The sequence below is a fragment of the Krasilnikovia sp. M28-CT-15 genome (assembly GCF_047159595.1).
Classification (GTDB): Bacteria; Actinomycetota; Actinomycetes; order Mycobacteriales; family Micromonosporaceae; genus Actinoplanes.
Genome location: NZ_BAAGAK010000001.1, coordinates 6,160,858 through 6,182,441, shown reverse-complemented (window position 1 = coordinate 6,182,441; position 21,584 = coordinate 6,160,858). Strand labels below are relative to the sequence as shown.

Sequence of the window (21,584 nt, the reverse complement as noted above, 5' to 3'; positions counted from 1 at the left end):
GCCGTGAGGAGGTGAGTCCGATGGCCGCGCCCGCCCGGGAACCGTCGTTCGACATTCTCGGCACGCTCGACACGCCGTGGACCGCCCAACGCGCGCTCGACCTGCTGCCGGAACACCACGGCCCGAAGGTCGAGGTCTTCCGGGGGAGCGTGATCGTGACACCGCATGCCGGGTTCGACCACCAGGCGGCCGAGCGGCAACTGTCGTTCCTGCTCCATCAGGCCGCTCGCCGGGCCGGCATGTGGGCGTACCCGGAGGTGAACATCGTCGCCGGTGACGACCTGTTCATCCCGGATTTCGTGGTCCTGCGGCGATCGGGCGGCGGCCGGATCACGATGCCGATCACCGACGCGGTGCTGATGGGCGAGATCGTCTCCAGCGGCAACCGGCGTAAGGACGTCATCGACCGCCCCCGGGAGTACGCGGCTGCCGGCGTGCCCTACTTCATGCGGGTGGACTTCCGTAACCGGGTGCCGTCGCTGGTGCTGCACGAGCTGGCCGACGGGGAGTATCGCCCGGTCGTGGCTGCCGCCGCGGGTGGGACCTTCACGATGCGGGAGCCGTTCGACTTCTCTATCGATCCGGCCGGGCTGCTCGACGACGAGGAGCCGGAGCTGGCCTGAGCGGCGCGCCAGTGCGGGCGTCGGCGAAGATGGAGCCATGCGCGACCTCGTTCTGCTCGGCTCCACCGGGTCGATCGGCACTCAGGCGATCGACATCGTCCGGCGTAACCCCGACCGGTTCCGGGTGGTGGGGATCGGCGCGGCCGGCGGCAACGTCGAGCTGCTGGCCGCCCAGGCGCTGGAGCTGGGTGTGGAGGTGGTCGGGGTGGCGCGGGCCAGCGCCGTCCAGGACCTTCAGCTCGCCTTCTACGCCCAGGCGCAGCAGCACGGGTACGCGACCGGCGACTTCCGCATCCCGAAGATCGTGGCGGGGCCGGACGCGATGACCGAGCTCGCCCAGTGGCCGTGCGACGTCGTACTCAACGGGGTGGTCGGCAGCCTCGGGCTCGCGCCGACGCTGGCGGCGCTGCGCTGCGGCCGTGCCCTCGCGCTGGCCAACAAGGAGTCGCTGGTGGCCGGCGGCCCCCTGGTCAAGGCCGCGCTGACGCGGCCGGGGCAGATCGTGCCGGTCGACTCGGAGCACTCGGCGCTGGCGCAGTGCCTGCGTGGTGGCCAGCGCGGCGAGGTGCGGCGGCTGGTGCTGACCGCCAGCGGGGGAGCGTTCCGGGACCGGCAGCGCGCCGAGCTGGAGAACGTCACCCCGGAGGAGGCGCTCAAGCACCCGACCTGGGACATGGGGCCGGTCGTGACGATCAATTCGGCCACCATGGTCAACAAGGGCCTGGAGGTGATCGAGGCGCACGAGCTGTTCGCCGTGCCCTACGACGACATCGAGGTCGTGGTGCACCCGCAGTCGGTGCTGCACTCGCTGGTGGAGTTCGCGGACGGCTCGACCCTGGCCCAGGCCAGCCCGCCGGACATGCGGCTGCCGATCGCGCTCGCCCTGGCCTGGCCGGACCGGGTGCCGGAGGCGGCGCCCGCGGTGGACTGGACGCTGGCCCACAACTGGGAGCTGCGGCCGCTGGACGACGAGGCGTTCCCGGCGGTGCGGCTGGCCAAGGAGGCGGGCCGGGCGGGCTGCTGCCGTCCGGCGATCTACAACGCCGCGAACGAAGAGTGTGTGGCCGCGTTCGTGGCCGGTCGGCTACCGTTCCTGGGCATCGTCGAGACACTCGAGGCGGTTCTCACGGCGGCGCCCGCTTATGCGCAGCCGGGTACCGTCGATGATGTGCTTGAGGCGGAGGCATGGGCGCGCGCCCAGGCTCGGCGGATGATCGCGACTGGGGCAGAAGGAGCCTGATGCTGTACTGGCTGGGAGTGGCGGCGTTCGCGCTGGCCATCCTGATCTCGGTGAGTCTGCACGAGCTCGGGCACATGATCACCGCGAAGCGCTTCGGGATGAAGGTCACGAAGTACTTCGTGGGCTTCGGCCCGACGATCTTCTCGTTCCAGCGCGGCGAGACGGAGTACGGCCTCAAGGCCATCCCGCTCGGCGGCTTCTGCAAGATCGTCGGGATGACCCCGCAGGACGACGACGTCGCCCCCGAGGACCAGCCGCGCGCCATGTGGCGGTTCCCGGTGTGGAAGCGCACGATCGTCATGTCCGCCGGGTCGATCACCCACTTCCTGCTGGCCATCGTGGCGCTGTGGTTCGCGGCCGTCTTCGTCGGCCTGCCCAACCCCGACCTGAAGCTGCCCGAGACCGCCGCCGCGCAGCGCGCCGAGGTCGCTCGGATCCAGGTCGGCGACTGCATCCAGGTGAACCTCTCCGACCAGACGTGCGTGGTGGGTCGCAACGGGGCACTCCCCGGTCCGGCCGCCGCGGCGGGGCTGAAGAACGGCGACGTGATCACCAAGGTGGGTGACACCACGATCGCCAACTACGGCCAGCTCACGGACGTGATCCGGGCGTCGAAGGCCGGGCCGACGGTGTTCGCGTACACGCGCGACGGGGTTGCGGGCACCGCCACGGTGCAGCTGGCCCAGGCGCAGCGGCCGCCGCTGGACAACCCGCAGGGCCCGGTGACCCAGGTCGCCGTGGCGGGCGTCAGCTGGACGACGGACCAGCCCGCGCTGGTCACGTACGGGCCGGTCGAGGGCGTGAAGGCCACCGGCGACTTCGGCTGGCAGCTGGTCGAGGGCACGTTCACGGCGTTCAAGAAGATCCCGGAGAAGGTGCCCGCGCTGTGGCACTCCATCACCGGCTCCGAGCGCGACCCGGAGACCCCGATCAGCGTCGTCGGGGCGAGCCGGCTGGGCGGTGAGGCGATCGCCGCGGGCGTGCCGCAGTACTTCCTGATGATCTTCATTTCGCTGAACGTCTTCATCGGCATCTTCAACCTGCTGCCGCTGCTGCCGCTCGACGGCGGCCACATCGCCATCGCCTGGTACGAGCGGGCCCGCTCCTGGCTGTTCGCCAAGCTGCGCAAGCCCGACCCGGGCCGGGTGGACTACTACAAGCTCATGCCCGTGACGTACGCGGTCATCCTGATCGGTGGGGCGTTCACGCTGCTGACCGTCACCGCCGACATCATCAACCCGATCTCGATCTTCAGGTGAGCACCCATATGACCGCAGTCAGTCTCGGCATGCCTGCCGTGCCCCCGCCGCCGCTGGCCCCGCGCCGCCAGAGCCGCCAGATCATGGTCGGCTCGGTGCCCGTGGGTGGCGGCGCGCCGGTGAGCGTGCAGTCGATGACCACCACGCTCACCGCGGACGTCAACGCCACCCTGCAGCAGATCGCGGAGCTGACCGCGTCGGGCTGCCAGATCGTCCGGGTCGCCGTGCCGTCGCAGGACGACGTCGAGGCGCTGCCCGCCATCGCCAAGAAGTCGCAGATCCCGGTGATCGCCGACATCCACTTCCAGCCGAAGTACGTCTTCGCCGCGATCGACGCGGGCTGCGCCGCGGTGCGGGTCAACCCGGGCAACATCCGGCAGTTCGACGACAAGGTCAAGGAGATCGCGAAGGCCGCGTCCGGCGCGGGCGTGCCGATCCGGATCGGGGTCAACGCCGGCTCGCTGGACAAGCGGCTGCTGGAGAAGTACGGCAAGCCGACCGCGGAGGCGCTGGTCGAATCGGCGCTGTGGGAGTGCTCGCTGTTCGAGGAGCACGGCTTCCGGGACATCAAGATCTCGGTGAAGCACAACGACCCGGTGGTCATGATCCGGGCGTACCGCCAGCTGGCGGAGCAGTGCGACTACCCGCTGCACCTCGGGGTGACCGAGGCGGGCCCGGCGTTCCAGGGCACGGTGAAGTCGGCGGTCGCGTTCGGGGCGCTGCTGGCCGAGGGGATCGGGGACACGATCCGGGTGTCGCTGTCCGCCCCGCCGGTCGAGGAGATCAAGGTCGGCAACGCGATCCTGGAGTCGCTGGGCCTGCGCGAGCGCGGCCTGGAGATCGTCTCCTGCCCGTCGTGCGGTCGCGCCCAGGTCGACGTGTACACCCTGGCCGAGCAGGTCACCGCCGCGCTGGAGGGCCTGCCGGTGCCGCTGCGGGTGGCCGTCATGGGCTGCGTGGTCAACGGGCCCGGCGAGGCGCGCGAGGCGGACCTCGGCGTGGCGTCCGGCAACGGCAAGGGCCAGATTTTCGTCAAGGGCCAGGTCATCAAGACCGTACCGGAGTCGATCATCGTCGAGACGCTGGTCGAGGAGGCGCTGCGGCTGGCCGACGAGATGGGCGCCGAGCTGCCCGACGAGCTGCGTGAGCTGCTGCCCGGCCCGACGGTCACGGTCAGCTGACTTTCATACGTACGAAAGGGGGCGCACCGATCGGTGCGCCCCCTTTCTCGTCGGTGCTCACTCGCCGTCGGCGAGGATCGCGTACAGCTTGCGCTTGGTCTCGCTGAGCACCTCGAGGGCGCGCTCACGCTGCTCCGGGGTGCCGTTGAAGCCGACCTGGCGCAGGGCGTCCATGATGCCGAACGCCGCGTCGCGGAAGTCCTGCGCCTGGGACATGGTGTCCGCGCCGAACTGGGCCCACGGCGGGTTCTGCGCGGCGGCCTCGGCCTCGGGGCGGCCCGCCTCGGTGAGCGTGTAGGCCTTGCGGCCGCCGGTGGCCTCGGCCTCGATGAGGCCCTCGTCCTCCAGTAGCTGCAGGGTGGGATAGACCGAGCCGGGGCTCGGCCGCCAGATGCCGTTGGTGCGGCTCTCCAGCTCCTGGATCATCTCGTAGCCGTGCATGGGGCGCTCGAGGAGCAGCGCGAGGACGGCGGGTCTGACGTTGGGGCGACTGCCGCGCCGCCCGCCCCGGCCGTGTCCGTGCGGGCCGCCGGGCCCCCCGAATCCGCCGAACGGAAATCCGGGGCCGAAGCCGAAGCCGCGCATCCGAGCTTCGTGGAACTGCTGGTGGAAGTGCTGTCTCATGACTATCTCCGATCAGTTGGCGATACGTAGACGATATATCGGCAACCGATCGGCGGCAAGGGTTTTCATTCTTGGCCCGGGAGGGCGCGCGTATCCGGAGCGTCATCTGGCAGTCTGATATCCGTGCTGACGGTGCCGATCCGCCAACTCGGTGACTCCGAGCGGTCGACGGTCGAGCGGATTCTCGACCGCGACCCCTACGCCGGTGCCCAGATCGCCGAGCGCGTGGCCGCGCACGGCCTGAGCTGGTGGCGCGCCGACGGGCGCATCTACGGGTACGGGCCCGGCCGTGACGTCGAGTCGCTGTGCTGGTCCGGCGCCCACCTCGTGCCGGTGTGCGTCTCGCCCGCGGCGGTCGCCGCGTTCGCGGAACTGCTCGGTGCCGAGCCGCGTGCCTGCTCGTCGATCATCGGCCGGGCGGACGCCGTGCTGGGCCTGTGGGAGCGCCTCGCCGCCCACTGGGGCCAGGCCCGCGACGTGCGACCCAACCAGCCGTTGCTGGTCGCGGCGGCCGCGCCCCCGGCCCCGGCAGACCCCGAGGTCCGCCTCGTCCGGCCCGACGAGGTCGACGCGCTCTTCCCGGCCGCGGTCGCCATGTACACCGAGGAGGTCGGCGTCTCGCCGCTGCTCGACGACGGCGGGCGCGGCTACCGGCGGCGGATCGCGGAGCTGGTCCGTGCGGGCCGCGCGTACGCCCGGTTCGTGGGCGGGCGAGTGATCTTCAAAGCGGAGCTGGCGATCGTGACCCGCCGTACCGCGCAGGTCCAGGGCGTGTGGGTGGACCCGGAGTTCCGCGGGCATGGGCTGGCGGTGCCGGCCGTGGCGGCGGTGGTCCGCGACGCCCTGCGCCGGGTCGCCCCCACGGTCAGCCTGTACGTCAACGACTACAACCACCCCGCGCGCCGGGTGTACGCCCGCTGCGGCTTCCAGCCCGCCGGGACCTTCGCCACCGTCCTGTTCTGACGACGCCGCCCTGTTCTGACGATGCCGCGCAGCGCGGACGTCGACGGTGCCGTGGCTGCTGGTGGCGCCAGGGGTCAGCGGGCGGCTGGGGTCAGCGGGCGGCCGGGGTCAGCGGGCGGCTGGGGTCAGCGTCCGAGGCGGGGGAGGAGCTTCGTCAGCGCGGCGGGGTCCTTCTCCAGCTCGGGGGTGGGCAGCAGGGCCATCACCGGGACGGTCACGCCGGCCTTCGCGTATGCCGCGACGTGCTCGCGGCACTGTTCCGGCTCACCGTGCACGATGAGCGCGTCGACGACCTCGTCGGGGATCGCGGCCAGCGCCCCGCGCCGGTCGCCCGCGGCCCAGGCCGTCCACATTCCCGCGAGGTCGGACTCGCGGCCCAGCCAGCGGTGGAACTCCGCGTACGCGGGCACCGTGAGGTAGGCCGCGATCATCCGGCGGCCGACGGTGCGGGCGTACCCGGCGTCGGCCGTGGGGCAGACGAAGATCCGGGCGACCACGTCGAAATCGGGGCGGGCCGGGCGTACCTCGGTCAGGGCGCGCGGCACGTCGGTCGCGGCCAGCCAGTTGAGGATCACGCCGTCCGCCTCCGCGGCGGCCAGGCGCAACATCTGGGGCCGCAGCGCGGCCAGCAGGACCGGCGGCGGGGTGGCGGGCGGTCGTTCCAGGCGGAACCGGCGCACCGCGAACGTCTCGTACTCCTGGTCGACCGGTTCGCCGGCCAGGGCGGCGCGCAGGAAGCGCAGCATGTCCCGGCTGCGGGCGTACGGGCGGGCGAAGTCGGCGGCGTTCCAGTCGCCCACCACGACCGGTGAGGACGCGCCGATGCCGAGCTGGAACCGGCCCGGCGCCGCCTCCGCCAGGGCGGCGGCGGTCATCGCCAGCAGGCCGGGGCCGCGGGTGAACACGGGGGCGATGGCGGTGCCCAGCCGGGCCCGGGGCTGCCAGGCCGAGGCCAGGGTGAGCGGGGTGAACGCGTCGGCGCCCGCGACCTCGGACGACCAGAGGTCGGTGAAACCGGCGTCGGTGAGGGCCGCGTAGACGGCCGCGTGGTCGGCCAGGGGCACCCCGGCCAGTGGAACGGTCATGCCCCAGCGAGTCGACATGTCCCGATCCTGCCGGTCGCCCGGGCCTGCGACAAGCGCATCCGGCGGGGCTGGAACCGCGATCTTGGTAACAGCGCCCGTGCGCGGAACCGCGACCTTCGGGCCTGCGGCAACGCGGTGCCACCAGCGGAAATGCGACCTGCGTAACAGCTTTGGCGACAGCGGCATGGACCCACAGTGTGCACTCCACTGCGGACGGGTAGCAGTTCGTCGATGCCCGGTGAGCTGCCACACGGTAGCTGGCATTCACGCCGGTTGTCGGTATCTTTTTGAACTGACCAGTCAGTGCAAACAGGGAGTCGTCATGCCGTTGCTCGTCGCGACCGGGGTGGGTGTACGCCATCGCCGCCGCTGGATCGTCCGTGACGTGGACCTCACGGTCGATCCCGGCGACCTTGTCGCCATCGTGGGGCACGCCGGCAGCGGGCGCACGACCGCCCTGCTCGCCCTGACCGAACGCTTCAAGCTCTCCGCGGGCAAGGTGCGGCTCGTCGGCAAGGCGACGCTGGGTCACGTGGCCAATGTGGAGCAGCCGGAGAACCTGCTCACGGTCGCGGACCACGTCCGGGAGCGGCTGGCGCTGCTCGGCCGCTCGACCCGCAGCGCCGACGCGGTGATCTCCGGCGGCCTGTACGGGCTGGACCCGAACCTGCAGGGCTGGGAGCTGACCCCGTACCAGAAGCAGGTCCTGGGTGTGGTGCTCGCCCGGCTGGCCGACCCGGCGGTGATCGCGCTCGACGGCATCGACGAGGGGCTGGACCCGAACGAGCAGGACGATCTGTGGCGGATCCTCGCCCGGATCGCGACCGGCGGCGTCGCGATCCTGGTGACCGCCCGCGAGATGGACCCGGCCCGGGTGACGACGGTCCTGCGGCTGAGCGGCCCGCCCGAGGCCGCCGGCCAGGCGGCGTCCGCTCCCGGACCTGTCGGCCAGGCGGCAGCGGAGCCCGTCGAGCAGGTCGCACCGGTACAGGTCGCACCGGCGCAGGCGAGACGGAGCGGCCCCGCGGTCGCGCAGGCGCCGGGGCAGCGCTCCGGTGACATCGCGCGGCCCGCGACGACCGAGGTCGACGACGCACCGGACGCGACGGAGGTGCTGGTGACGACCGCTGCGGCGGCACACGCCGCACACGATGAGGCAACCGACGACGAGCAGACCGAACGGTTCGAGGACGGAGTGAAGCGATGAGGGGCGTATCCGCCGCGAAGCTGGCCGGCTTCGAACTGCTCAAACTGCTACGCGGGCGGCTGACCGCCGTGGCGGTGGTCGTGATGGCGGTGATTCCGCTGCTGTACGGCGCCCTCTACCTGTACGCCTTCTGGGACCCGTACGGCCGGCTGAACCACGTGCCCGCCGCCATGGTGATGGAGGACCAGACCGCGACCGCCAGCGACGGCACGAAGGTCCACGCCGGAAAGGACCTGGCCGACGAGCTGATCGAGCGGGAGGTCTTCGACTGGCACGTCACCGACGAGAAGGGCGCCGAGGACGGCCTGCGCAGCGGCGAGTACCACATGATGCTGCGCATCCCGCGCGACTTCTCGGCGAACCTCGTCGTCAACCCCGAGCCGAAGCAGGCGCCGCGCGCCGCCGAGCTGCGGGTGGTCAGCGACGACGCCACGAACTACCTCTCCGGGGTCTTCTCGCGGACCGCGTTCGAGGAGGTGCGCACCGCGGCCGCGAAGAAGTCCGCCAGCGGCTACTTCGACAAGATGCTGATCGGCTTCACCGACCTCAAGGAGGAGACACGGAAGGCGGCCGACGGCGCGGCGACCCTGGAGGACAAGGTCGGCGACGCCAAGTCCGGTGCCTCCAAGATCGCCGGTGGGATCACCAGCGCCCACGGCGGGGCGGGAAAGATCGCCGGGGGACTCGGCTCCGCGGCGAACGGAGCCGACGCCCTCGCCGACGGACTCGTCCAGCTCCGCGCGGGCGCCAACCAACTGGCCGACGCCACGCGGCAGACGGCCGCGGTGGGACGGAAGCTCTCCGCGATCGCGGATGCCGCTGTGAACAAGATCGAGCCGGTGCTGCGCGACAACGCCGACCTCATCCAGGAGGCCGCCACCCAGGTCGGCAAGGGGGCCGACCTGCTGGCCGCCAACGTGCACAAGATCGACACGGCCGCCGCGGACGCGGTGAACCGCGCGGAGGAGATCCAGCGGTTCCTGAACGGGCTGCCGGACGAAACGCCGGGCATCGGTGACGCGCGGGCCGCGGCAGCCAAGCTCGTGGCGGCCGCCAAGCAGGTGCAGCAGGTCGTCGACTCACTCGACCTGGACGGGCTGGCCAAGCGCTTGCACGTGGTCTCGGCGGATGCCCGCAAGCTGGCCGCCGTCGCGCCGAACCTGGCCGACGACGCCGCCAACGCCCGGGATCAGCTAGACCGGTTCGCCACCGCCCTCAACCAGATCGAGGCCGGGATGAAGAAGCAGCGTGACGGCACCGCGAGCGCCGCCTCGGGCGCGAGCGACCTGCGGGGCGGCATCTTCCAGCTCGCCACCGGCGCCCGCCACCTGGATTCGGGTCTGGGCACGCTGAGCTCGGGGCAGTGGCAGCTCACCACGGGCCTGGGCCAGATCCAGGGCGGTGCCGCGAAGCTCGCCAACGGTCTCGCCGACGGGGCCGAGGAGATCCCCGGGTTCGGCAAGAACACCGCGGACCGCGCCGACATGCTGGGCGACCCGGTGGCGCTGAACCGGACCGTACGGCACGCCGCCAGCACGTACGGGGTCGGTTTCGCGCCGTACTTCCTGACCCTCGCGCTGTGGGTGGGCGCGATGATCAGCTACATGGTGATGAAGCCGCTGAACCGGCGGTACGTGATGTCCGGGGCGCCCGCGTACCGGGTGGCGCTGGCCGGGTTGCTCCCGGCCGTGGCCATCGGGCTGGCTCAGGCGACCATCCTGTTCGCCGTGGTCACGGCCGGGCTGGGGCTGTCGTCCGTGCACCCGGCGACCACCCTGGGCGTGCTGATGCTCACCGCGGTCGCGTTCGCCGCGATCATGCAGTTGCTCGGTGCGGCGCTGCGCGCGGCGGGCCGGATCATGGCGCTGGCGCTGCTGATGGTGCAGCTCACCTCGTCCGGTGGGACGTACCCGGTGCAGACGACGCCGGGCTTCTTCCAGGCGATGCACCCCCTGCTGCCGATGACCTATGTCGTGCAGGCCCTCCGGCACACCATCGACGGCGGCCCCACGGGTACGGTGACGGTGGGCGTGCTCGCGCTGCTCGCCTTTGGCATCGGGTCGTTCGCACTCACCGTGGGGGTGGCCCACCGTTCCCGGCGGCTCACTCCGTCGGTGTTGCACCCGGAGCTGGTGATCTAGGGAGACATGACCGAGGCACATGTCGCGGACGGGCGGACCAGGCGCCGGGAGGACACCAGGCAGCGCCTGTTCGAGGCGGCCGTGGAGTTGATCGCCGAACAGGGCTTCTCCGCCACCACCGTGGACGACATCGCGCTGCGCGCGAAGGTGGCCAAGGGCACGGTGTACTACAACTTCGCCTCCAAGACGGCGCTGTTCGAGGAGCTGTTGCGGCACGGCATCGGGCAGTTGACCGCCGACTTCCGCGCGGCGGTGGCCGGGCTGCCGCCGCGCGAGGCCGTGGCGGCACTGGTCCGGGCACAGCTGGAGTTCATCCGCCGGTACCAGTCGTTCGCCCAGTTGCTGCTCTCCGAGATGTGGCGCAGCAACCGGGAGTGGCAGCAGACGTTGTTGCTGCTGCGCGAGCAGGCCATCAGCGTGATAGCCGAGACGCTGCAGGCGGGGGTGGACTCCGGTGACCTGCGTGCCGAGCTGGACGTCCGGGTGGCGTCCTCGGCGCTGTTCGGGGTGGGGCTGGTGGTGGCGGTGGACTGGCTGGTGTTCTCGCCGGAGCGTCCCGTCGAGGAGGTCGAGCAGGGGCTGCTGGCGATCGTGCAGCGGGCGACCTGAGCCCGCTCAGGTCGCGCGGTAGTAGGTCGTGACGGCGATGTCCGGGTGGGTCTGGGTGGGCAGCTCGGCGTTGTCGTCGTCGGTCAGGGTGCCGCCCAGCTCGACGATGTGCCGGTGCGCCGCGGCCAGCCGGTCCTCCAGCGTGACGATCCGGCAGGCGGCGGCCAGCAGGATGCCCTCGTCGAGCAGCTGGCGGACCCGCCCGGCGAGCTGCAACTGGTGGCGGGAGTAGCGGCGATGCCCGCCGATCGAGCGCTGCGGCTCGATCAGCCCGGCCGCGCCGAGGCTGCGCAGGAACGCGGGCGTCACTCCGATCATCGCGGCGGCCCGCCCCATCGTGTACGCGGGGACGTCGGCGTCGTCGAACGCGGTGGTCGGCATGCTTCCTTTCCGGCGCCGGGAACCGTGCGGCGCACAATCCAGGGCCCCGGCGGGTAACCGGGGCCCTGGCTGTTCAATTCTGTTGCCGACCGTCGTCGGCAGAGTCGGTCATCCGCCTGCGTGCCGCTAGCGGACGGCCTGCGTGATGGGCATCGGCTGCGATCACCTCTTGTCGGGTCGGGGACGGTTCGATTTCGCGTCGCTGCGGTATCTCGTCCTCCTTCTCCAACTGCAGATCTGTGCCAGTTGCGTGCCGGCGGTGCGTCGCCGACCCTGCGATTTTATGACCGTTCCGGAGTGATTTCTAGTCTCGCCGCTGTAGATTTTCGGGCGCGCCGGGCTGGCCGGGTGGATCGGGGATGGGGCGGCGGCGCGGGACGGGCGCAGATGCACAGCATCGACGCTGTGTCGAGAGAGAGGTGACCGCGCCCCGCGCCGCCGCGGAGTCGGTGGGCCCGTGCCGGCCCACCGGGGGTTCGCGAGACCTGCCGAGGGCTCGCGCGTCGATGTCGAGTGTGCGGGCGTTGCGCAGGTCGGAGCAACGCAATTAGCCCGGCTCATTGACGTGCGTGACGCGGCGGCGCGATCATCACCGGCAGACCGTGACCCGGGTCACAGTCACCCCCGGCTGAGGGAGTCCCATGAGCACTGAACCCGTCCCCAGCACCGACGAAGAACGCCTCGCGCAACTCGGCTACCAGCAGGAACTGCACCGCCGACTGTCCGGCTTCTCGAACTTCGCCGTCTCCTTCTCGATCATCTCCATCCTGGCCGGTGCGATCACCTCGTACGTGATCGCGATGACCGCGGGCGGGCCGATGGCCATCACGCTCGGCTGGCTCGTCGTCGGCGGCATGGTCACCTTCGTCGCCCTCGCGATGGCGGAGGTCTGCTCGGCGTACCCGACCGCGGGTGCGCTCTACTGGTGGGCCGCCGCGCTGGCCAAACGGAACAAGGCCGCGTGGGCCTGGTTCATCGGCTGGTTCAACTTCCTCGGCGAGGTGGCGGTCACCGCGGCGATCGACTTCGGTGCCGCGATCACCACCGCCGCGTTCCTGAGCCTCACACTCGACATGAAGGTCACCGCGGGCCGCACCTTCGTGATCTTCCTGGTGCTGATCATGGCGCACGGGTTGCTCAACACGTTCGGGGTGAGCCTGGTCCGGGTGCTGTCGGACGTCAGCGCCTGGTGGCACCTGATCGGCGTGGCCGTCATCGTCGGGGCGCTGACCGTGCTGCCGGACAGCCACAAGCCGATCTCGGAGGTCTTCTTCGAGGTCAGGAATGCCACCGGGTTCTCGTTCGCCGGGGCGAGCGTCTACGCCGTGCTGATCGGCCTGCTCATGGCCCAGTACACCTACACCGGGTACGACGCCAGCGCGCACGTCGCCGAGGAGACCCACGACGCGGCCCGGGCCGCGCCGCGCGGCATCGTGATGTCGGTCGTGGTCTCGGTGATCGCCGGTTTCGTGCTGCTGTTCGCGATCACCTGGTCGATCCAGGACTACGACGCTCAACTCAATACGCCCCTGAAGCTGCCACCCGCGCAGATCTTCATCGACGCGGTGGGCCACAACATGGGCACGTTCCTGCTGTTCATCTGCGTGGTGGCGCAGTTCTTCTGCGGCATGGCGTCGGTGACCGCGAACTCCCGGATGGCGTACGCGTTCGCCCGCGACGGCGCGCTGCCCGGGTCGCGCCTCTGGAAGCGGGTCAACCCGCGCACCGGCACGCCGACCAACTCCATCTGGCTGTGCGTGGCGTGCTCGACCCTGCTGGTGCTGCCGTCGCTGTGGAACAACGCCGCGTACGCCGCCGCCACGTCGATCGCGGTGATCGGGCTGTACATCGCGTACGTCGGGCCGGTGTTCCTGCGGCGGCGCAACCCGGAGTTCGTGCCGGGGCCGTGGAACCTCGGCCGGTGGAGTGCGCTCGTGGGCTGGATCGCGATCGTCTGGGTCGGCGTGATCTGCGTGCTGTTCGTGCTGCCCGCCTGGTATCCGATCACCCTGGCCAACTTCAACTACACGATCGTGGCCGTGGCCGTCGTGCTGGGGCTGGCGACGGTGTGGTGGTTCGCGAGTGCGCGCAACTGGTTCACCGGTCCCCGCTCGAACCTTCTGGAAAAGGCGGCGCACGGCGAGCAGACCACCCCCGTCGAGTGATCTGATCGAGGGAGGGGCCGGACCGCCCGCCCGGTCCCTCCCGCCCCCCGTGCGCAAGGAGAGTCAGATGGACCTGGAAGAACTCCGCGTCGGCGTCGACAACGGCAGCGTCGACACCGTGCTGCTGGCTCTCGCCGACATGCAGGGGCGGTTGCAGGGCAAGCGGCTGCACGCGCGGTACTTCCTGGACGAGGTGCTGGCCGGGGGCAGCGAGGGCTGCAACTACCTGCTGGCCGTGGACGTCGACATGAACACCGTCGACGGGTACGCCATGTCGTCGTGGGACACCGGCTACGGCGACTTCGTGCTGCGGCCCGACCTCGCCACGCTGCGCCGGGTGCCGTGGCACCCCGGCACGGCGCTGGTCCTGGCGGACCTGGAGACCACCGGCGGTGAGCCCGTGACCGCCTCCCCCCGGCAGATCCTGCGCCGCCAGCTCGACCGGCTGGCCGGGCACGGGCTGAGCGCGTACGCGGGCACGGAGCTGGAGTTCATCCTCTACCGCGACACGTACGAGGCGGCGTTCGCGAAGGGGTATCGCGACCTCACCCCGGCCAACCAGTACAACGTGGACTATTCGCTGCTCGGCACCGCCCGGGTCGAGCCGCTGCTGCGCCGCATCCGCAACGACATGTACGGCGCGGGCCTCACCCCCGAGAGCGCCAAGGGCGAGTGCAACCTCGGCCAGCACGAGATCGCCTTCCGGTACGCCGACGCGCTGCGCTGCGCCGACCACCACGCGATCTACAAGAACGGGGCCAAGGAGATCGCCGCCCAGGAGGGCATGGCGCTGACGTTCATGGCCAAGCCGAACGCCCGCGAGGGCAACTCGTGCCACATCCACTTCTCGCTGCGCGGCACGGACGGGCGCTCCGCCATGCTCGGCGACGGCCCGGGTCATCTCAGCGGCACCGGGCAGCGGGTGCTGGCCGGGCTGCTGGCCACGATGCGTGAGTTCAGCCTGCTGTTCGCGCCGAACATCAACTCGTACAAGCGGTACCAGCCCGGCTCGTTCGCCCCGACCGCGCTGCGCTGGGGGGTGGACAACCGGACCTGCGCGCTGCGCATGGCCGGGCACGGCCAGGGTATGCGGGTGGAGAACCGGGTGCCGGGCGGCGACGTCAACCCGTACCTGGCGATCGCGGCGCTGATCGCCGGGGCGCTGCACGGACTCGAGCACGAGCTGGAGTTGGAGCCGGAGTTCGTGGGTAACGCATACGACGACGCGACGGCACCCCGGGTGCCGGGCACCCTGCGCGACGCGATGGAGCTGTGGACGACCGGCGGGGCGGCGCGCGCCGCGTTCGGCGACGACGTCGTCGAGCACTACGCCAACATGGCGCGGGTGGAGTTGGCGGCGTACGACGCGGCCGTGACGGACTGGGAGCTGCGCCGTGGCTTTGAACGCATGTGACGCGCGGCATGTCAGGATCGGCTGTCCCGCAACCGGCGTGGAGGAGACCCCGTGACCGACGTGATCAATCCGGCTGACGGGACGGTGCTCACGTCCGTACCGTCGCTGGGTCTGGCCGAGACCGACGCCGCGATCGAGAGTGCCCAGCGCGCCTTCGCCGGGTGGCGGCAGGTTGCGCCCGGGGACCGGGCGCGGCTGCTGCGCCGCTTCGCCGCGCTGGTCGACGCGCATCTCGACGAGCTCGCCGGGCTGGAGGTGCGCAACGCGGGGCACACGGTCGGCAACGCGCGGTGGGAGGCCGGCAACGTCCGCGACGTGCTCGACTACTACGCGGGCGCGCCGGAACGGCTGACCGGGCGGCAGATCCCGGTCGCGGGCGGGCTGGACGTGACGTTCCACGAGCCGCTCGGGGTGGTCGGGATCATCGTGCCGTGGAACTTCCCCATGCCGATCGCGGGCTGGGGCTTCGCGCCCGCCCTCGCCGCGGGCAACACCGTGGTGCTCAAACCGGCCGAACTGACCCCGCTGACCGCGATCCGCCTCGGCGAACTGGGCCGGGAGGCGGGCCTGCCGGACGGCGTCTTCACCGTGCTGCCCGGCAAGGGCAGCGTGGTCGGGCAGCGGTTCGTCACCCACCCGGCGGTCCGCAAGGTGTGCTTCACCGGCTCCACCCAGGTCGGTAAGTCCATCATGGCGGGCTGCGCGGACCAGGTGAAACGGGTGACTTTGGAGCTGGGTGGCAAGAGCGCCAACATCGTCTTCGCGGACGCCGACCTGGAGCGGGCCGCGGCGTCCGCCCCGGCCTCGGTCTTCGACAACGCGGGCCAGGACTGCTGCGCGCGGTCGCGGCTGCTCGTCCAGGATTCCGTGTACGACCGCTTCCTCGCCCTGCTGGAGCCCGCGGTCAAGGCGTTCCGGGTGCTGGACCCGGTGTCGCCGGACGCCGAGATGGGCCCGCTGATCTCCGCCGGGCAGCGCTCCAGTGTGGCGGGCTACGTCGAGGGCGCGGACGTGGCGTTCACCGGCAGCGCACCGGACGGCGACGGGTGGTGGTTCCCGCCGACCGTGCTGCTGGCCCGCTCGACCGCGGACCGGCACTGGCGCGAGGAGGTGTTCGGCCCGGTGCTGTCCGTGCTGCCGTTCCGCGACGAGCAGGATGCGGTCCGGCTGGCCAACGACACCGCCTACGGGCTGTCCGGCTCGATCTGGACCCGTGACCTGGGCCGGGCGCTGCGGATGAGCTGTGCGGTGGAGTCCGGCAACCTCAGCGTCAACAGTCACTCGTCGGTGCGGTACTGGACCCCGTTCGGCGGGATGAAGGAGTCCGGGCTGGGCCGCGAACTCGGCCCCGACGCGCTGCTCTCCTTCACCGACACCAAGAACGTCTTCCTCGCCGACAGTTGATCGTCCATTTTGCTCACCGAAGGGAAGCGCGCGTGCAGAGGTTGCAGGACAGGGTTGCGGTGATCACCGGGGCAGGCAGCGGCATCGGACTGGCCACCGCGCGGCGCTTCGCCGCCGAGGGCGCCAAGGTGATCTGCGCCGACGTCTCCGAGGAGGGGGGCACGGCCGCGGCAAAGGAGGTCGGCGGCGAGTTCGTCGCGTGCGACGTCAGTCACGAGGACTCCGTGCGGGAGCTGTTCGACGGGGTGGTGCAGCGGCACGGGCGGGTCGACATCGCGTTCAACAACGCCGGGATCTCCCCGCCCGACGACGACTCGATCCTGGTCACCGGCCTGGACGCGTGGGAGCGCGTGCTGCGGGTCAACACCACCAGCGTCTACCTGTGCTGCAAGTACGCGATTCCGCACATGCAGCGCCAGGGCAGGGGCTCGATCATCAACACGGCGTCGTTCGTCGCGTTGATGGGAGCTGCCACCTCGCAGATCGCCTACACCGCCAGCAAGGGCGGGGTGCTGGCGATGACCCGCGAACTGGGGGTCCAGTTCGCCCGTGAGGGCATCCGGGTCAACGCGTTGTGCCCCGGCCCGGTCGCCACCCCGCTGCTGCTGGAGCTGTTCGCCAAGGATCCGGAACGGGCCGCGCGGCGGCTCGTGCACGTGCCCATGGGCCGGTTCGCCGAGCCGGACGAGATCGCCGCCGCGGTGGCATTCCTGGCCAGTGACGACGCGTCGTTCATGACTGCCGCCCAGTTCGTCGTCGACGGCGGGATCACGGGCGCGTACGTCACCCCGCTATGAGGGCCGCCCGGTTCACCCTCCCACCGGGTGAAACCGTTGCCGGGTCGAACCTTGGGGTCGGTAGGGTGGAACGATGCGCCCGCTGATCGGCGTGACGACCTATGTGGAACCGGCATCGTGGGGTGTCTGGCATGATCTGCCCACCGCGCTCGTCCCGCATGCGTACGTCGAGGCGGTGACCCTGGCCGGTGGCCGGGCGGTCCTGCTGCCCCCGGACGACCTGGACGCCGACGTCCTGCGGGCGCTGCACGGTCTCGTCCTCAGCGGCGGCGCCGACCTCGGCCCGCAGCTGTACGGCGCCGAGCCGCAGCCACTGACCGAAACCCGACCCGATCGCGACGGCGCCGAGCTGCTGCTGGCCCGCGCGGCGCTGGAGCGGGACCTCCCGGTCCTCGGCGTGTGCCGGGGCATGCAGCTGCTCACGGTCGCCGCGGGCGGCACCCTGCACCAGCACCTGCCGGACGTCCTGGGCCACGAGCGGCACCGCCCCGCCCCGGGGGTGTACGGCACCCACACCGCCGCCTTCACCCCCGGCAGCCGGATCGGCGGGCTGCTCGGCGACGACGCCGAGGTCCATTGCTACCACCATCAGGGCGTGGCCGACCCCGGAACGCTGACGGTGACCGGCCGGGCCGCGGACGGGCTGCCCGAGACCGTGGAGGACCCGGCCCGCCGGTTCGTGCTCGGGGTGCAGTGGCACCCCGAGGTGACCCGCGACAAGCGCCTGTTCGGGGCGTTGATCAATGCCGCCGGCGGCTAAGACTGGGCAACTCGCGGACGATACGCACACTTGAGGGATAGAGGGAGGCATTCACCGGATGCGCAGGCCACTGATCGGACTGACCGCGTACGCGCAGCAGGTCCAGTACGGCGACAACGATCTGCTGGCCGGGATGCTACCGATGACCTACGTCCGAGCGGTGCATGCCTCCGGCGGCCGGGCTGTCCTGATCACGCCCGATGACCCCGGCGCCGATGTGCTGGAGTCCCTCGACGGCCTCGTCCTGTGCGGCGGCGGCGACGTCGACCCCGCGCACTGGGGTGCGAAACGGCACCCCGCGACGGAGATCGACTCGGTGCGCGACCGCAGCGAACTACTGCTCACCAAGGCCGCGCTGGAGCAGGATCTGCCGATCCTCGGCGTCTGCCGGGGCATGCAGGTGATGGCGGTCGCCGGGGGCGGCAGCCTGCACCAGCACCTGCCCGACCTGATCGGCGACGACCGGCACCGGGCCGCCAGCGGCACGGACCCGTTGGCGGCGGACTCGGCCGCGTTCGGCCGCCACGACGTGGTCGTCCAGCCCGGCTCGCGGGCGCACGCCGAGCTGGGCGGGCGCCTCACCGTGAACTCCTTCCACCACCAGGCCGTCGACGACCCGGGCTCGTTCACCGCGGTCGGCTGGTGCCCCGACGACCGGGTTGTCGAGATCATCGAGAACCCGGAGCTGGCCTTCGCTCTCGGCGTGCAGTGGCATCCCGAGCGCACCACCGACCTGCGGGTGTTCGCGGCCCTCGTGGCCGCGGCCGCCGAGCGCTCCGGCCTCGCCGCGCCGCCCCGCCGCCTCGCGGCCTGACACCCGGGCCGTCCTGCGGTGTCGGAGCACGGCGATAGGCTGTCGGCATGACCGTTCGGGCTCCTCTGCAACCGGGAAAGCTGTCGCCCTGGCGGGCCGTGCCGCCGTCCATCGCGCGCCCCGAGTACGTGGGCAAGAAGCGCCCGGAGCCGTGGCGCGGCTCCCACGTGCAGACCCCGGAGACGATCGAGAAGATGCGGGTCGCCGGGCGGCTGGCCGCCCAGGCCACCCAGCTCGCGGGCGAGCACTGCAAGCCCGGCGTCACCACCGACGAGATCGACAAGGTGGTGCACGAGTTCCTCTGCGACCACGGCGCCTACCCGTCGACGCTGGGCTACAAGGGCTTCCCCAAGTCGTGCTGCACCTCACTGAACGAGGTGATCTGCCACGGCATCCCGGACACCACCGTGCTGGAGGACGGCGACATCGTCAACGTCGACGTCACCGCATTCCTGAACGGGGTGCACGGCGACACCGACGCGACGTTCTGCGTCGGCGAGGTGAGCGAAGAGGCGCGGCTGCTGGTCGAGCGCACCCACGAGGCCATGATGCGTGGCATCCGGGCGGTCGCCCCGGGCCGCCCGATCAACGCCATCGGCCGGGTCATCGAGGCGTACGCCCGCCGCTTCGGCTACGGGGTGGTGCGCGACTTCACCGGCCACGGCATCGGCGAGGCGTTCCACTCGGGGCTGTACGTGCCGCACTACGACAACCCCAGCCTGGACACCGTGATGGAACCGGGCATGACCTTCACCATCGAGCCGATGATCACCCTCGGCACCCACGACTACGAGATGTGGCGCGACGGCTGGACCGTCGTCACGAAGGATCGCAAGTGGACCGCCCAGTTCGAGCACACCCTGGTGGTGACCGAGGACGGCCACGAGATCCTCACCCTGCCGTGACGGATTCACCGGCCGCGATCCGGGAGCACCACCACGCCGACGTCTCCGGCGGCTGGCTGCGTGCGGCCACGTTCGGCGCGATGGACGGCCTGGTCACCAACATCGCGCTGATCGCGGGCGTGGGCGGCGGCGGGGTGGACCGGCACACCCTGATCCTCACCGGCGTCGCAGGCCTGGTCGCGGGCGCGATCTCGATGGGCCTCGGCGAGTACACCAGCGTCCGGACCCAGAACGACCAGGTCGCCGCGGAGCTGCGCAAGGAGCTGCACGAGCTGCGGGTCAACCCGGAGGGCGAGGCCCAGGAGCTGATCCGTACGTGGACCGCGCGGGGCCTGCCGGAGCCGCTGGCCCGCCAGGTCGCCGACGTCCTCAAGGCCCACCCGGAGCAGGCGCTGCGGGTGCACGCCCAGGAGGAACTGGGCGTGGTCCCGGACGAGCTGCCCAGCCCGTGGACCGCGGCGGTCTCCTCGTTCCTGTGCTTCTGCTTGGGCGCGGTGGTGCCGCTGCTGACGTACCTGCTCGGCTTCGACAGCCTGGCGTTGGCGCTGACCGTGGGTGGCGCGGGGTTGTTCGCGGCGGGCGCGGTGGTGTCCCGGTTCACCACCACCCCGTGGTGGCGCGGCGGGCTGCGGCAGCTGCTGCTGGGTGCGGCGGCGGCCGGCGCGACGTACGTGATCGGCGCTCTGATCGGCGTCGGCGTCACCTGATCAGCGCGGCTTCACTCGAACAGGGCGGCGAGGCTGCCGTCCACCGGGCGGCCCCGGGCGGTGAGCTCTTCGGCCTGCGATTTGAGCGTCGCGCTCAGCTCGGTCATGTCCGCGCCTGCCAGCCCGGTCCGGCGTACCGCGTCGGCGCGGTTGCGGAAGTACGTGCGGCTGAGCAGCCCCGCCGTGAGGGCGGCGTGCAGCCGGGCCTCGGCTATCAGCAGCAGGGCGGCGTCGGTCTCGTACCACTGGGCGAGGTGGACCGCGCGGGCGTGCGCCGCCGACGCGCGGCACCAGTTGCGCCGGGCCAGGCCGCTGAACTCCGCCGGGCGGGTCTCGGCCAGCCGGCTCAGGTGCGCGTCGCGCTGCGCCGCGAACCAGCCGTGCGGGTCGTGCAGCGCGCGGGTGGTGACGTACCGGTCGGCGATCAGGGGCCAGTCCGCGGTCAGTTCCCGGGCCTGGCGCAGGCCGTCGTCGGCCGTGATCACGGTGAGGTCGACCAGGATGCCGTCCACGCGGCGCAGCGCGGGCCGCGGCCCCGCACCGGACCGGTACGTGACGACGACCAGGTTGACGTCGCTGGCGTCGGTGTCGTCGCCGTGCGCCAGCGAGCCGTGTACTCCGATCGCCCGCACCTCGGCGGACCAGCGTCGCGCGATCACGTCCCGCAGGCGGGTGGCCAGGTGTCCGCGCGGGTTCGCGGCATCCCACTCGTCCTGCGGCACGGCGCCATTCTCGCCGTCCGGGCTCGCCCGGGGAAGGTCCTCGGCACGCCGGGTTCCGGCCTTCGGCCGGGATGCTCAGCGGCCCTGCCGGGTGCTGCGGGCCCGCCAGCGAGGGACCGGCGGCCGGCCGATGCCCAGGGGCGGGTGGTCGGTCACTGCTCAGGGCGGCCGGGGAAGGGCAGCGTGAGCGGTGTGACCTCGGCGTGGCGGCGCCAGCGGGTGGCGCGCACCGCGGCGTCGGTCAGCGCGCCCAGTGCCGTGGACCGCTGGTCGTCGGTGGTCACCCCGAGCACGGGACGCCATGCCTGCGCGACGCCGTCCTCGACGTGGATGGCCAGCTTGAGGGCGCTGTCCCGGTCGGTCACGGGGAAGGGCAGCGCGTACCCGGCGGGCGCGGGGGCGGTGCTGGCCTGGGCCGAGGCCAGCAGGCTCACCAGGGCGTCCCGGCGGTCCCGGTGCACCGCCTCGGCCGCCCGGGCGTCGGCCAGCTCGCGGTCGTCGGTGAGGTGCACCCCGATCGTCCCGTACGCATAGATCGCCGCCTCCTCGGCGGCCAGCGCACCGGCCAGTTGCTCATTCACGC

The 21,584-nt window shown here is 71.6% G+C and carries 21 protein-coding genes; 16 read left to right on the top strand and 5 right to left on the bottom strand.

Going from position 1 to position 21,584, the window contains the following annotated elements:
• Positions 1–20: 20 nt before the first annotated feature.
• From ACMCNO_RS28300 to ispG, 4 genes are read left to right on the top strand one after another with little or no spacing between them, the layout of a single operon-like run.
• Entirely contained in the window at positions 21–623 is a 603-nt protein-coding gene (locus ACMCNO_RS28300; RefSeq protein WP_412752492.1) for a Uma2 family endonuclease, read from the top strand.
• A gap of 37 nt (positions 624–660) precedes the next feature.
• Positions 661–1,863, top strand: a complete 1,203-nt coding sequence (gene dxr / locus ACMCNO_RS28295) for a 1-deoxy-D-xylulose-5-phosphate reductoisomerase (RefSeq protein ID WP_412752491.1) — start codon at positions 661–663, stop codon at positions 1,861–1,863.
• Complete coding sequence (locus tag ACMCNO_RS28290) at positions 1,863–3,122, top strand: M50 family metallopeptidase (protein ID WP_412752490.1); 1,260 nt, start codon at positions 1,863–1,865, stop codon at positions 3,120–3,122. The genes dxr and ACMCNO_RS28290 overlap by 1 nt, the downstream gene beginning before the upstream one ends.
• Before the next feature lie 8 nt (positions 3,123–3,130).
• Positions 3,131–4,303, top strand: a complete 1,173-nt coding sequence (ispG, locus tag ACMCNO_RS28285; RefSeq protein WP_412752489.1) for a flavodoxin-dependent (E)-4-hydroxy-3-methylbut-2-enyl-diphosphate synthase — start codon at positions 3,131–3,133, stop codon at positions 4,301–4,303.
• A gap of 57 nt (positions 4,304–4,360) precedes the next feature.
• On the opposite strand, the gene ACMCNO_RS28280 is transcribed toward ispG, so the two are convergent.
• Positions 4,361–4,927, bottom strand: a complete 567-nt coding sequence (locus ACMCNO_RS28280; RefSeq protein WP_412752488.1) for a PadR family transcriptional regulator — start codon at positions 4,925–4,927, stop codon at positions 4,361–4,363.
• A gap of 123 nt (positions 4,928–5,050) precedes the next feature.
• Between ACMCNO_RS28280 and ACMCNO_RS28275 the strand changes: the two genes are divergently transcribed.
• Positions 5,051–5,890, top strand: coding sequence for a GNAT family N-acetyltransferase (locus ACMCNO_RS28275; protein WP_412752487.1), 840 nt, complete (start codon positions 5,051–5,053; stop codon positions 5,888–5,890).
• Positions 5,891–6,015: 125 nt separating this feature from the next.
• On the opposite strand, the gene ACMCNO_RS28270 is transcribed toward ACMCNO_RS28275, so the two are convergent.
• Positions 6,016–6,975 carry an LLM class F420-dependent oxidoreductase gene (locus tag ACMCNO_RS28270; protein ID WP_412753834.1) on the bottom strand — a complete coding sequence of 320 codons (960 nt, stop codon included), beginning with the start codon at positions 6,973–6,975 and terminating at the stop codon, positions 6,016–6,018.
• A gap of 322 nt (positions 6,976–7,297) precedes the next feature.
• On the opposite strand from ACMCNO_RS28270, the gene ACMCNO_RS28265 reads away from it, so the two are divergent.
• The 3 genes from ACMCNO_RS28265 to ACMCNO_RS28255 are packed head-to-tail and all read left to right on the top strand — an operon-like array spanning position 7,298 to position 10,932.
• Entirely contained in the window at positions 7,298–8,182 is an 885-nt protein-coding gene (locus ACMCNO_RS28265) for an ATP-binding cassette domain-containing protein (RefSeq protein ID WP_412752486.1), read from the top strand.
• A complete protein-coding gene (locus ACMCNO_RS28260; RefSeq protein ID WP_412752485.1) occupies positions 8,179–10,323 on the top strand; it encodes a YhgE/Pip family protein in 2,145 nt (714 codons plus the stop codon). The genes ACMCNO_RS28265 and ACMCNO_RS28260 overlap by 4 nt, the downstream gene beginning before the upstream one ends.
• Positions 10,324–10,329: 6 nt before the next feature.
• The gene (locus ACMCNO_RS28255) at positions 10,330–10,932 is read left to right on the top strand and encodes a TetR/AcrR family transcriptional regulator (RefSeq protein ID WP_412752484.1); all 603 of its coding nucleotides are present in this window, start codon (positions 10,330–10,332) and stop codon (positions 10,930–10,932) included.
• A 6-nt stretch (positions 10,933–10,938) separates the two neighbouring features.
• Here the strand turns inward: ACMCNO_RS28255 and ACMCNO_RS28250 are convergent, their stop codons facing one another.
• Complete coding sequence (locus tag ACMCNO_RS28250; RefSeq protein WP_412752483.1) at positions 10,939–11,313, bottom strand: MerR family transcriptional regulator; 375 nt, start codon at positions 11,311–11,313, stop codon at positions 10,939–10,941.
• Positions 11,314–11,954: 641 nt separating this feature from the next.
• On the opposite strand from ACMCNO_RS28250, the gene ACMCNO_RS28245 reads away from it, so the two are divergent.
• From ACMCNO_RS28245 to ACMCNO_RS28210, 8 genes are all read left to right on the top strand, one after another.
• Entirely contained in the window at positions 11,955–13,478 is a 1,524-nt protein-coding gene (locus ACMCNO_RS28245) for an amino acid permease (RefSeq protein WP_412752482.1), read from the top strand.
• Positions 13,479–13,545: 67 nt separating this feature from the next.
• Positions 13,546–14,892: a glutamine synthetase family protein gene (locus tag ACMCNO_RS28240; RefSeq protein WP_412752481.1), complete on the top strand. Its 1,347-nt coding sequence runs from the start codon at positions 13,546–13,548 to the stop codon at positions 14,890–14,892.
• A 51-nt stretch (positions 14,893–14,943) separates the two neighbouring features.
• Positions 14,944–16,296, top strand: a complete 1,353-nt coding sequence (locus ACMCNO_RS28235) for an aldehyde dehydrogenase family protein (protein WP_412752480.1) — start codon at positions 14,944–14,946, stop codon at positions 16,294–16,296.
• Positions 16,297–16,328: 32 nt separating this feature from the next.
• Positions 16,329–17,093, top strand: coding sequence for a 3-oxoacyl-ACP reductase (locus ACMCNO_RS28230; protein WP_412752479.1), 765 nt, complete (start codon positions 16,329–16,331; stop codon positions 17,091–17,093).
• Positions 17,094–17,166: 73 nt separating this feature from the next.
• A complete protein-coding gene (locus tag ACMCNO_RS28225) occupies positions 17,167–17,853 on the top strand; it encodes a gamma-glutamyl-gamma-aminobutyrate hydrolase family protein (RefSeq protein ID WP_412752478.1) in 687 nt (228 codons plus the stop codon).
• A 58-nt stretch (positions 17,854–17,911) separates the two neighbouring features.
• A complete protein-coding gene (locus tag ACMCNO_RS28220; RefSeq protein ID WP_412752477.1) occupies positions 17,912–18,667 on the top strand; it encodes a gamma-glutamyl-gamma-aminobutyrate hydrolase family protein in 756 nt (251 codons plus the stop codon).
• Between the two features lie 47 nt (positions 18,668–18,714).
• Complete coding sequence (map, locus tag ACMCNO_RS28215; RefSeq protein ID WP_412752476.1) at positions 18,715–19,572, top strand: type I methionyl aminopeptidase; 858 nt, start codon at positions 18,715–18,717, stop codon at positions 19,570–19,572.
• A complete protein-coding gene (locus tag ACMCNO_RS28210; protein ID WP_412752475.1) occupies positions 19,569–20,279 on the top strand; it encodes a VIT1/CCC1 transporter family protein in 711 nt (236 codons plus the stop codon). The genes map and ACMCNO_RS28210 overlap by 4 nt, the downstream gene beginning before the upstream one ends.
• A gap of 11 nt (positions 20,280–20,290) precedes the next feature.
• Here ACMCNO_RS28210 and ACMCNO_RS28205 read toward each other — a convergent pair whose 3' ends face one another.
• Positions 20,291–21,001 (bottom strand): nucleotidyltransferase domain-containing protein, encoded by a 711-nt coding sequence (locus ACMCNO_RS28205; RefSeq protein ID WP_412752474.1) that lies wholly within the window; start codon positions 20,999–21,001, stop codon positions 20,291–20,293.
• 152 nt (positions 21,002–21,153) lie between these two features.
• A complete protein-coding gene (locus ACMCNO_RS28200) occupies positions 21,154–21,582 on the bottom strand; it encodes a ferritin-like domain-containing protein (RefSeq protein WP_412752473.1) in 429 nt (142 codons plus the stop codon).
• Positions 21,583–21,584 lie beyond the last annotated feature (2 nt).

Excerpts from the sequence above, each read along its gene's own strand:
- ACMCNO_RS28220 (WP_412752477.1), top strand. The coding sequence starts at position 17,912 with ATGCGCAGGCCACTGATCGGACTGACCGCGTACGCGCAGCAGGTCCAG.
- dxr (WP_412752491.1), top strand. The coding sequence starts at position 661 with ATGCGCGACCTCGTTCTGCTCGGCTCCACCGGGTCGATCGGCACTCAG.
- ispG (WP_412752489.1), top strand. The coding sequence starts at position 3,131 with ATGACCGCAGTCAGTCTCGGCATGCCTGCCGTGCCCCCGCCGCCGCTG.
- ACMCNO_RS28290 (WP_412752490.1), top strand. The coding sequence starts at position 1,863 with ATGCTGTACTGGCTGGGAGTGGCGGCGTTCGCGCTGGCCATCCTGATC.
- ACMCNO_RS28245 (WP_412752482.1), top strand. The coding sequence starts at position 11,955 with ATGAGCACTGAACCCGTCCCCAGCACCGACGAAGAACGCCTCGCGCAA.
- map (WP_412752476.1), top strand. The coding sequence starts at position 18,715 with ATGACCGTTCGGGCTCCTCTGCAACCGGGAAAGCTGTCGCCCTGGCGG.
- ACMCNO_RS28300 (WP_412752492.1), top strand. The coding sequence starts at position 21 with ATGGCCGCGCCCGCCCGGGAACCGTCGTTCGACATTCTCGGCACGCTC.
- ACMCNO_RS28260 (WP_412752485.1), top strand. The coding sequence starts at position 8,179 with ATGAGGGGCGTATCCGCCGCGAAGCTGGCCGGCTTCGAACTGCTCAAA.
- ACMCNO_RS28225 (WP_412752478.1), top strand. The coding sequence starts at position 17,167 with ATGCGCCCGCTGATCGGCGTGACGACCTATGTGGAACCGGCATCGTGG.
- ACMCNO_RS28280 (WP_412752488.1), bottom strand. The coding sequence starts at position 4,927 with ATGAGACAGCACTTCCACCAGCAGTTCCACGAAGCTCGGATGCGCGGC.
- ACMCNO_RS28255 (WP_412752484.1), top strand. The coding sequence starts at position 10,330 with ATGACCGAGGCACATGTCGCGGACGGGCGGACCAGGCGCCGGGAGGAC.
- ACMCNO_RS28270 (WP_412753834.1), bottom strand. The coding sequence starts at position 6,975 with ATGACCGTTCCACTGGCCGGGGTGCCCCTGGCCGACCACGCGGCCGTC.
- ACMCNO_RS28265 (WP_412752486.1), top strand. The coding sequence starts at position 7,298 with ATGCCGTTGCTCGTCGCGACCGGGGTGGGTGTACGCCATCGCCGCCGC.
- ACMCNO_RS28240 (WP_412752481.1), top strand. The coding sequence starts at position 13,546 with ATGGACCTGGAAGAACTCCGCGTCGGCGTCGACAACGGCAGCGTCGAC.
- ACMCNO_RS28250 (WP_412752483.1), bottom strand. The coding sequence starts at position 11,313 with ATGCCGACCACCGCGTTCGACGACGCCGACGTCCCCGCGTACACGATG.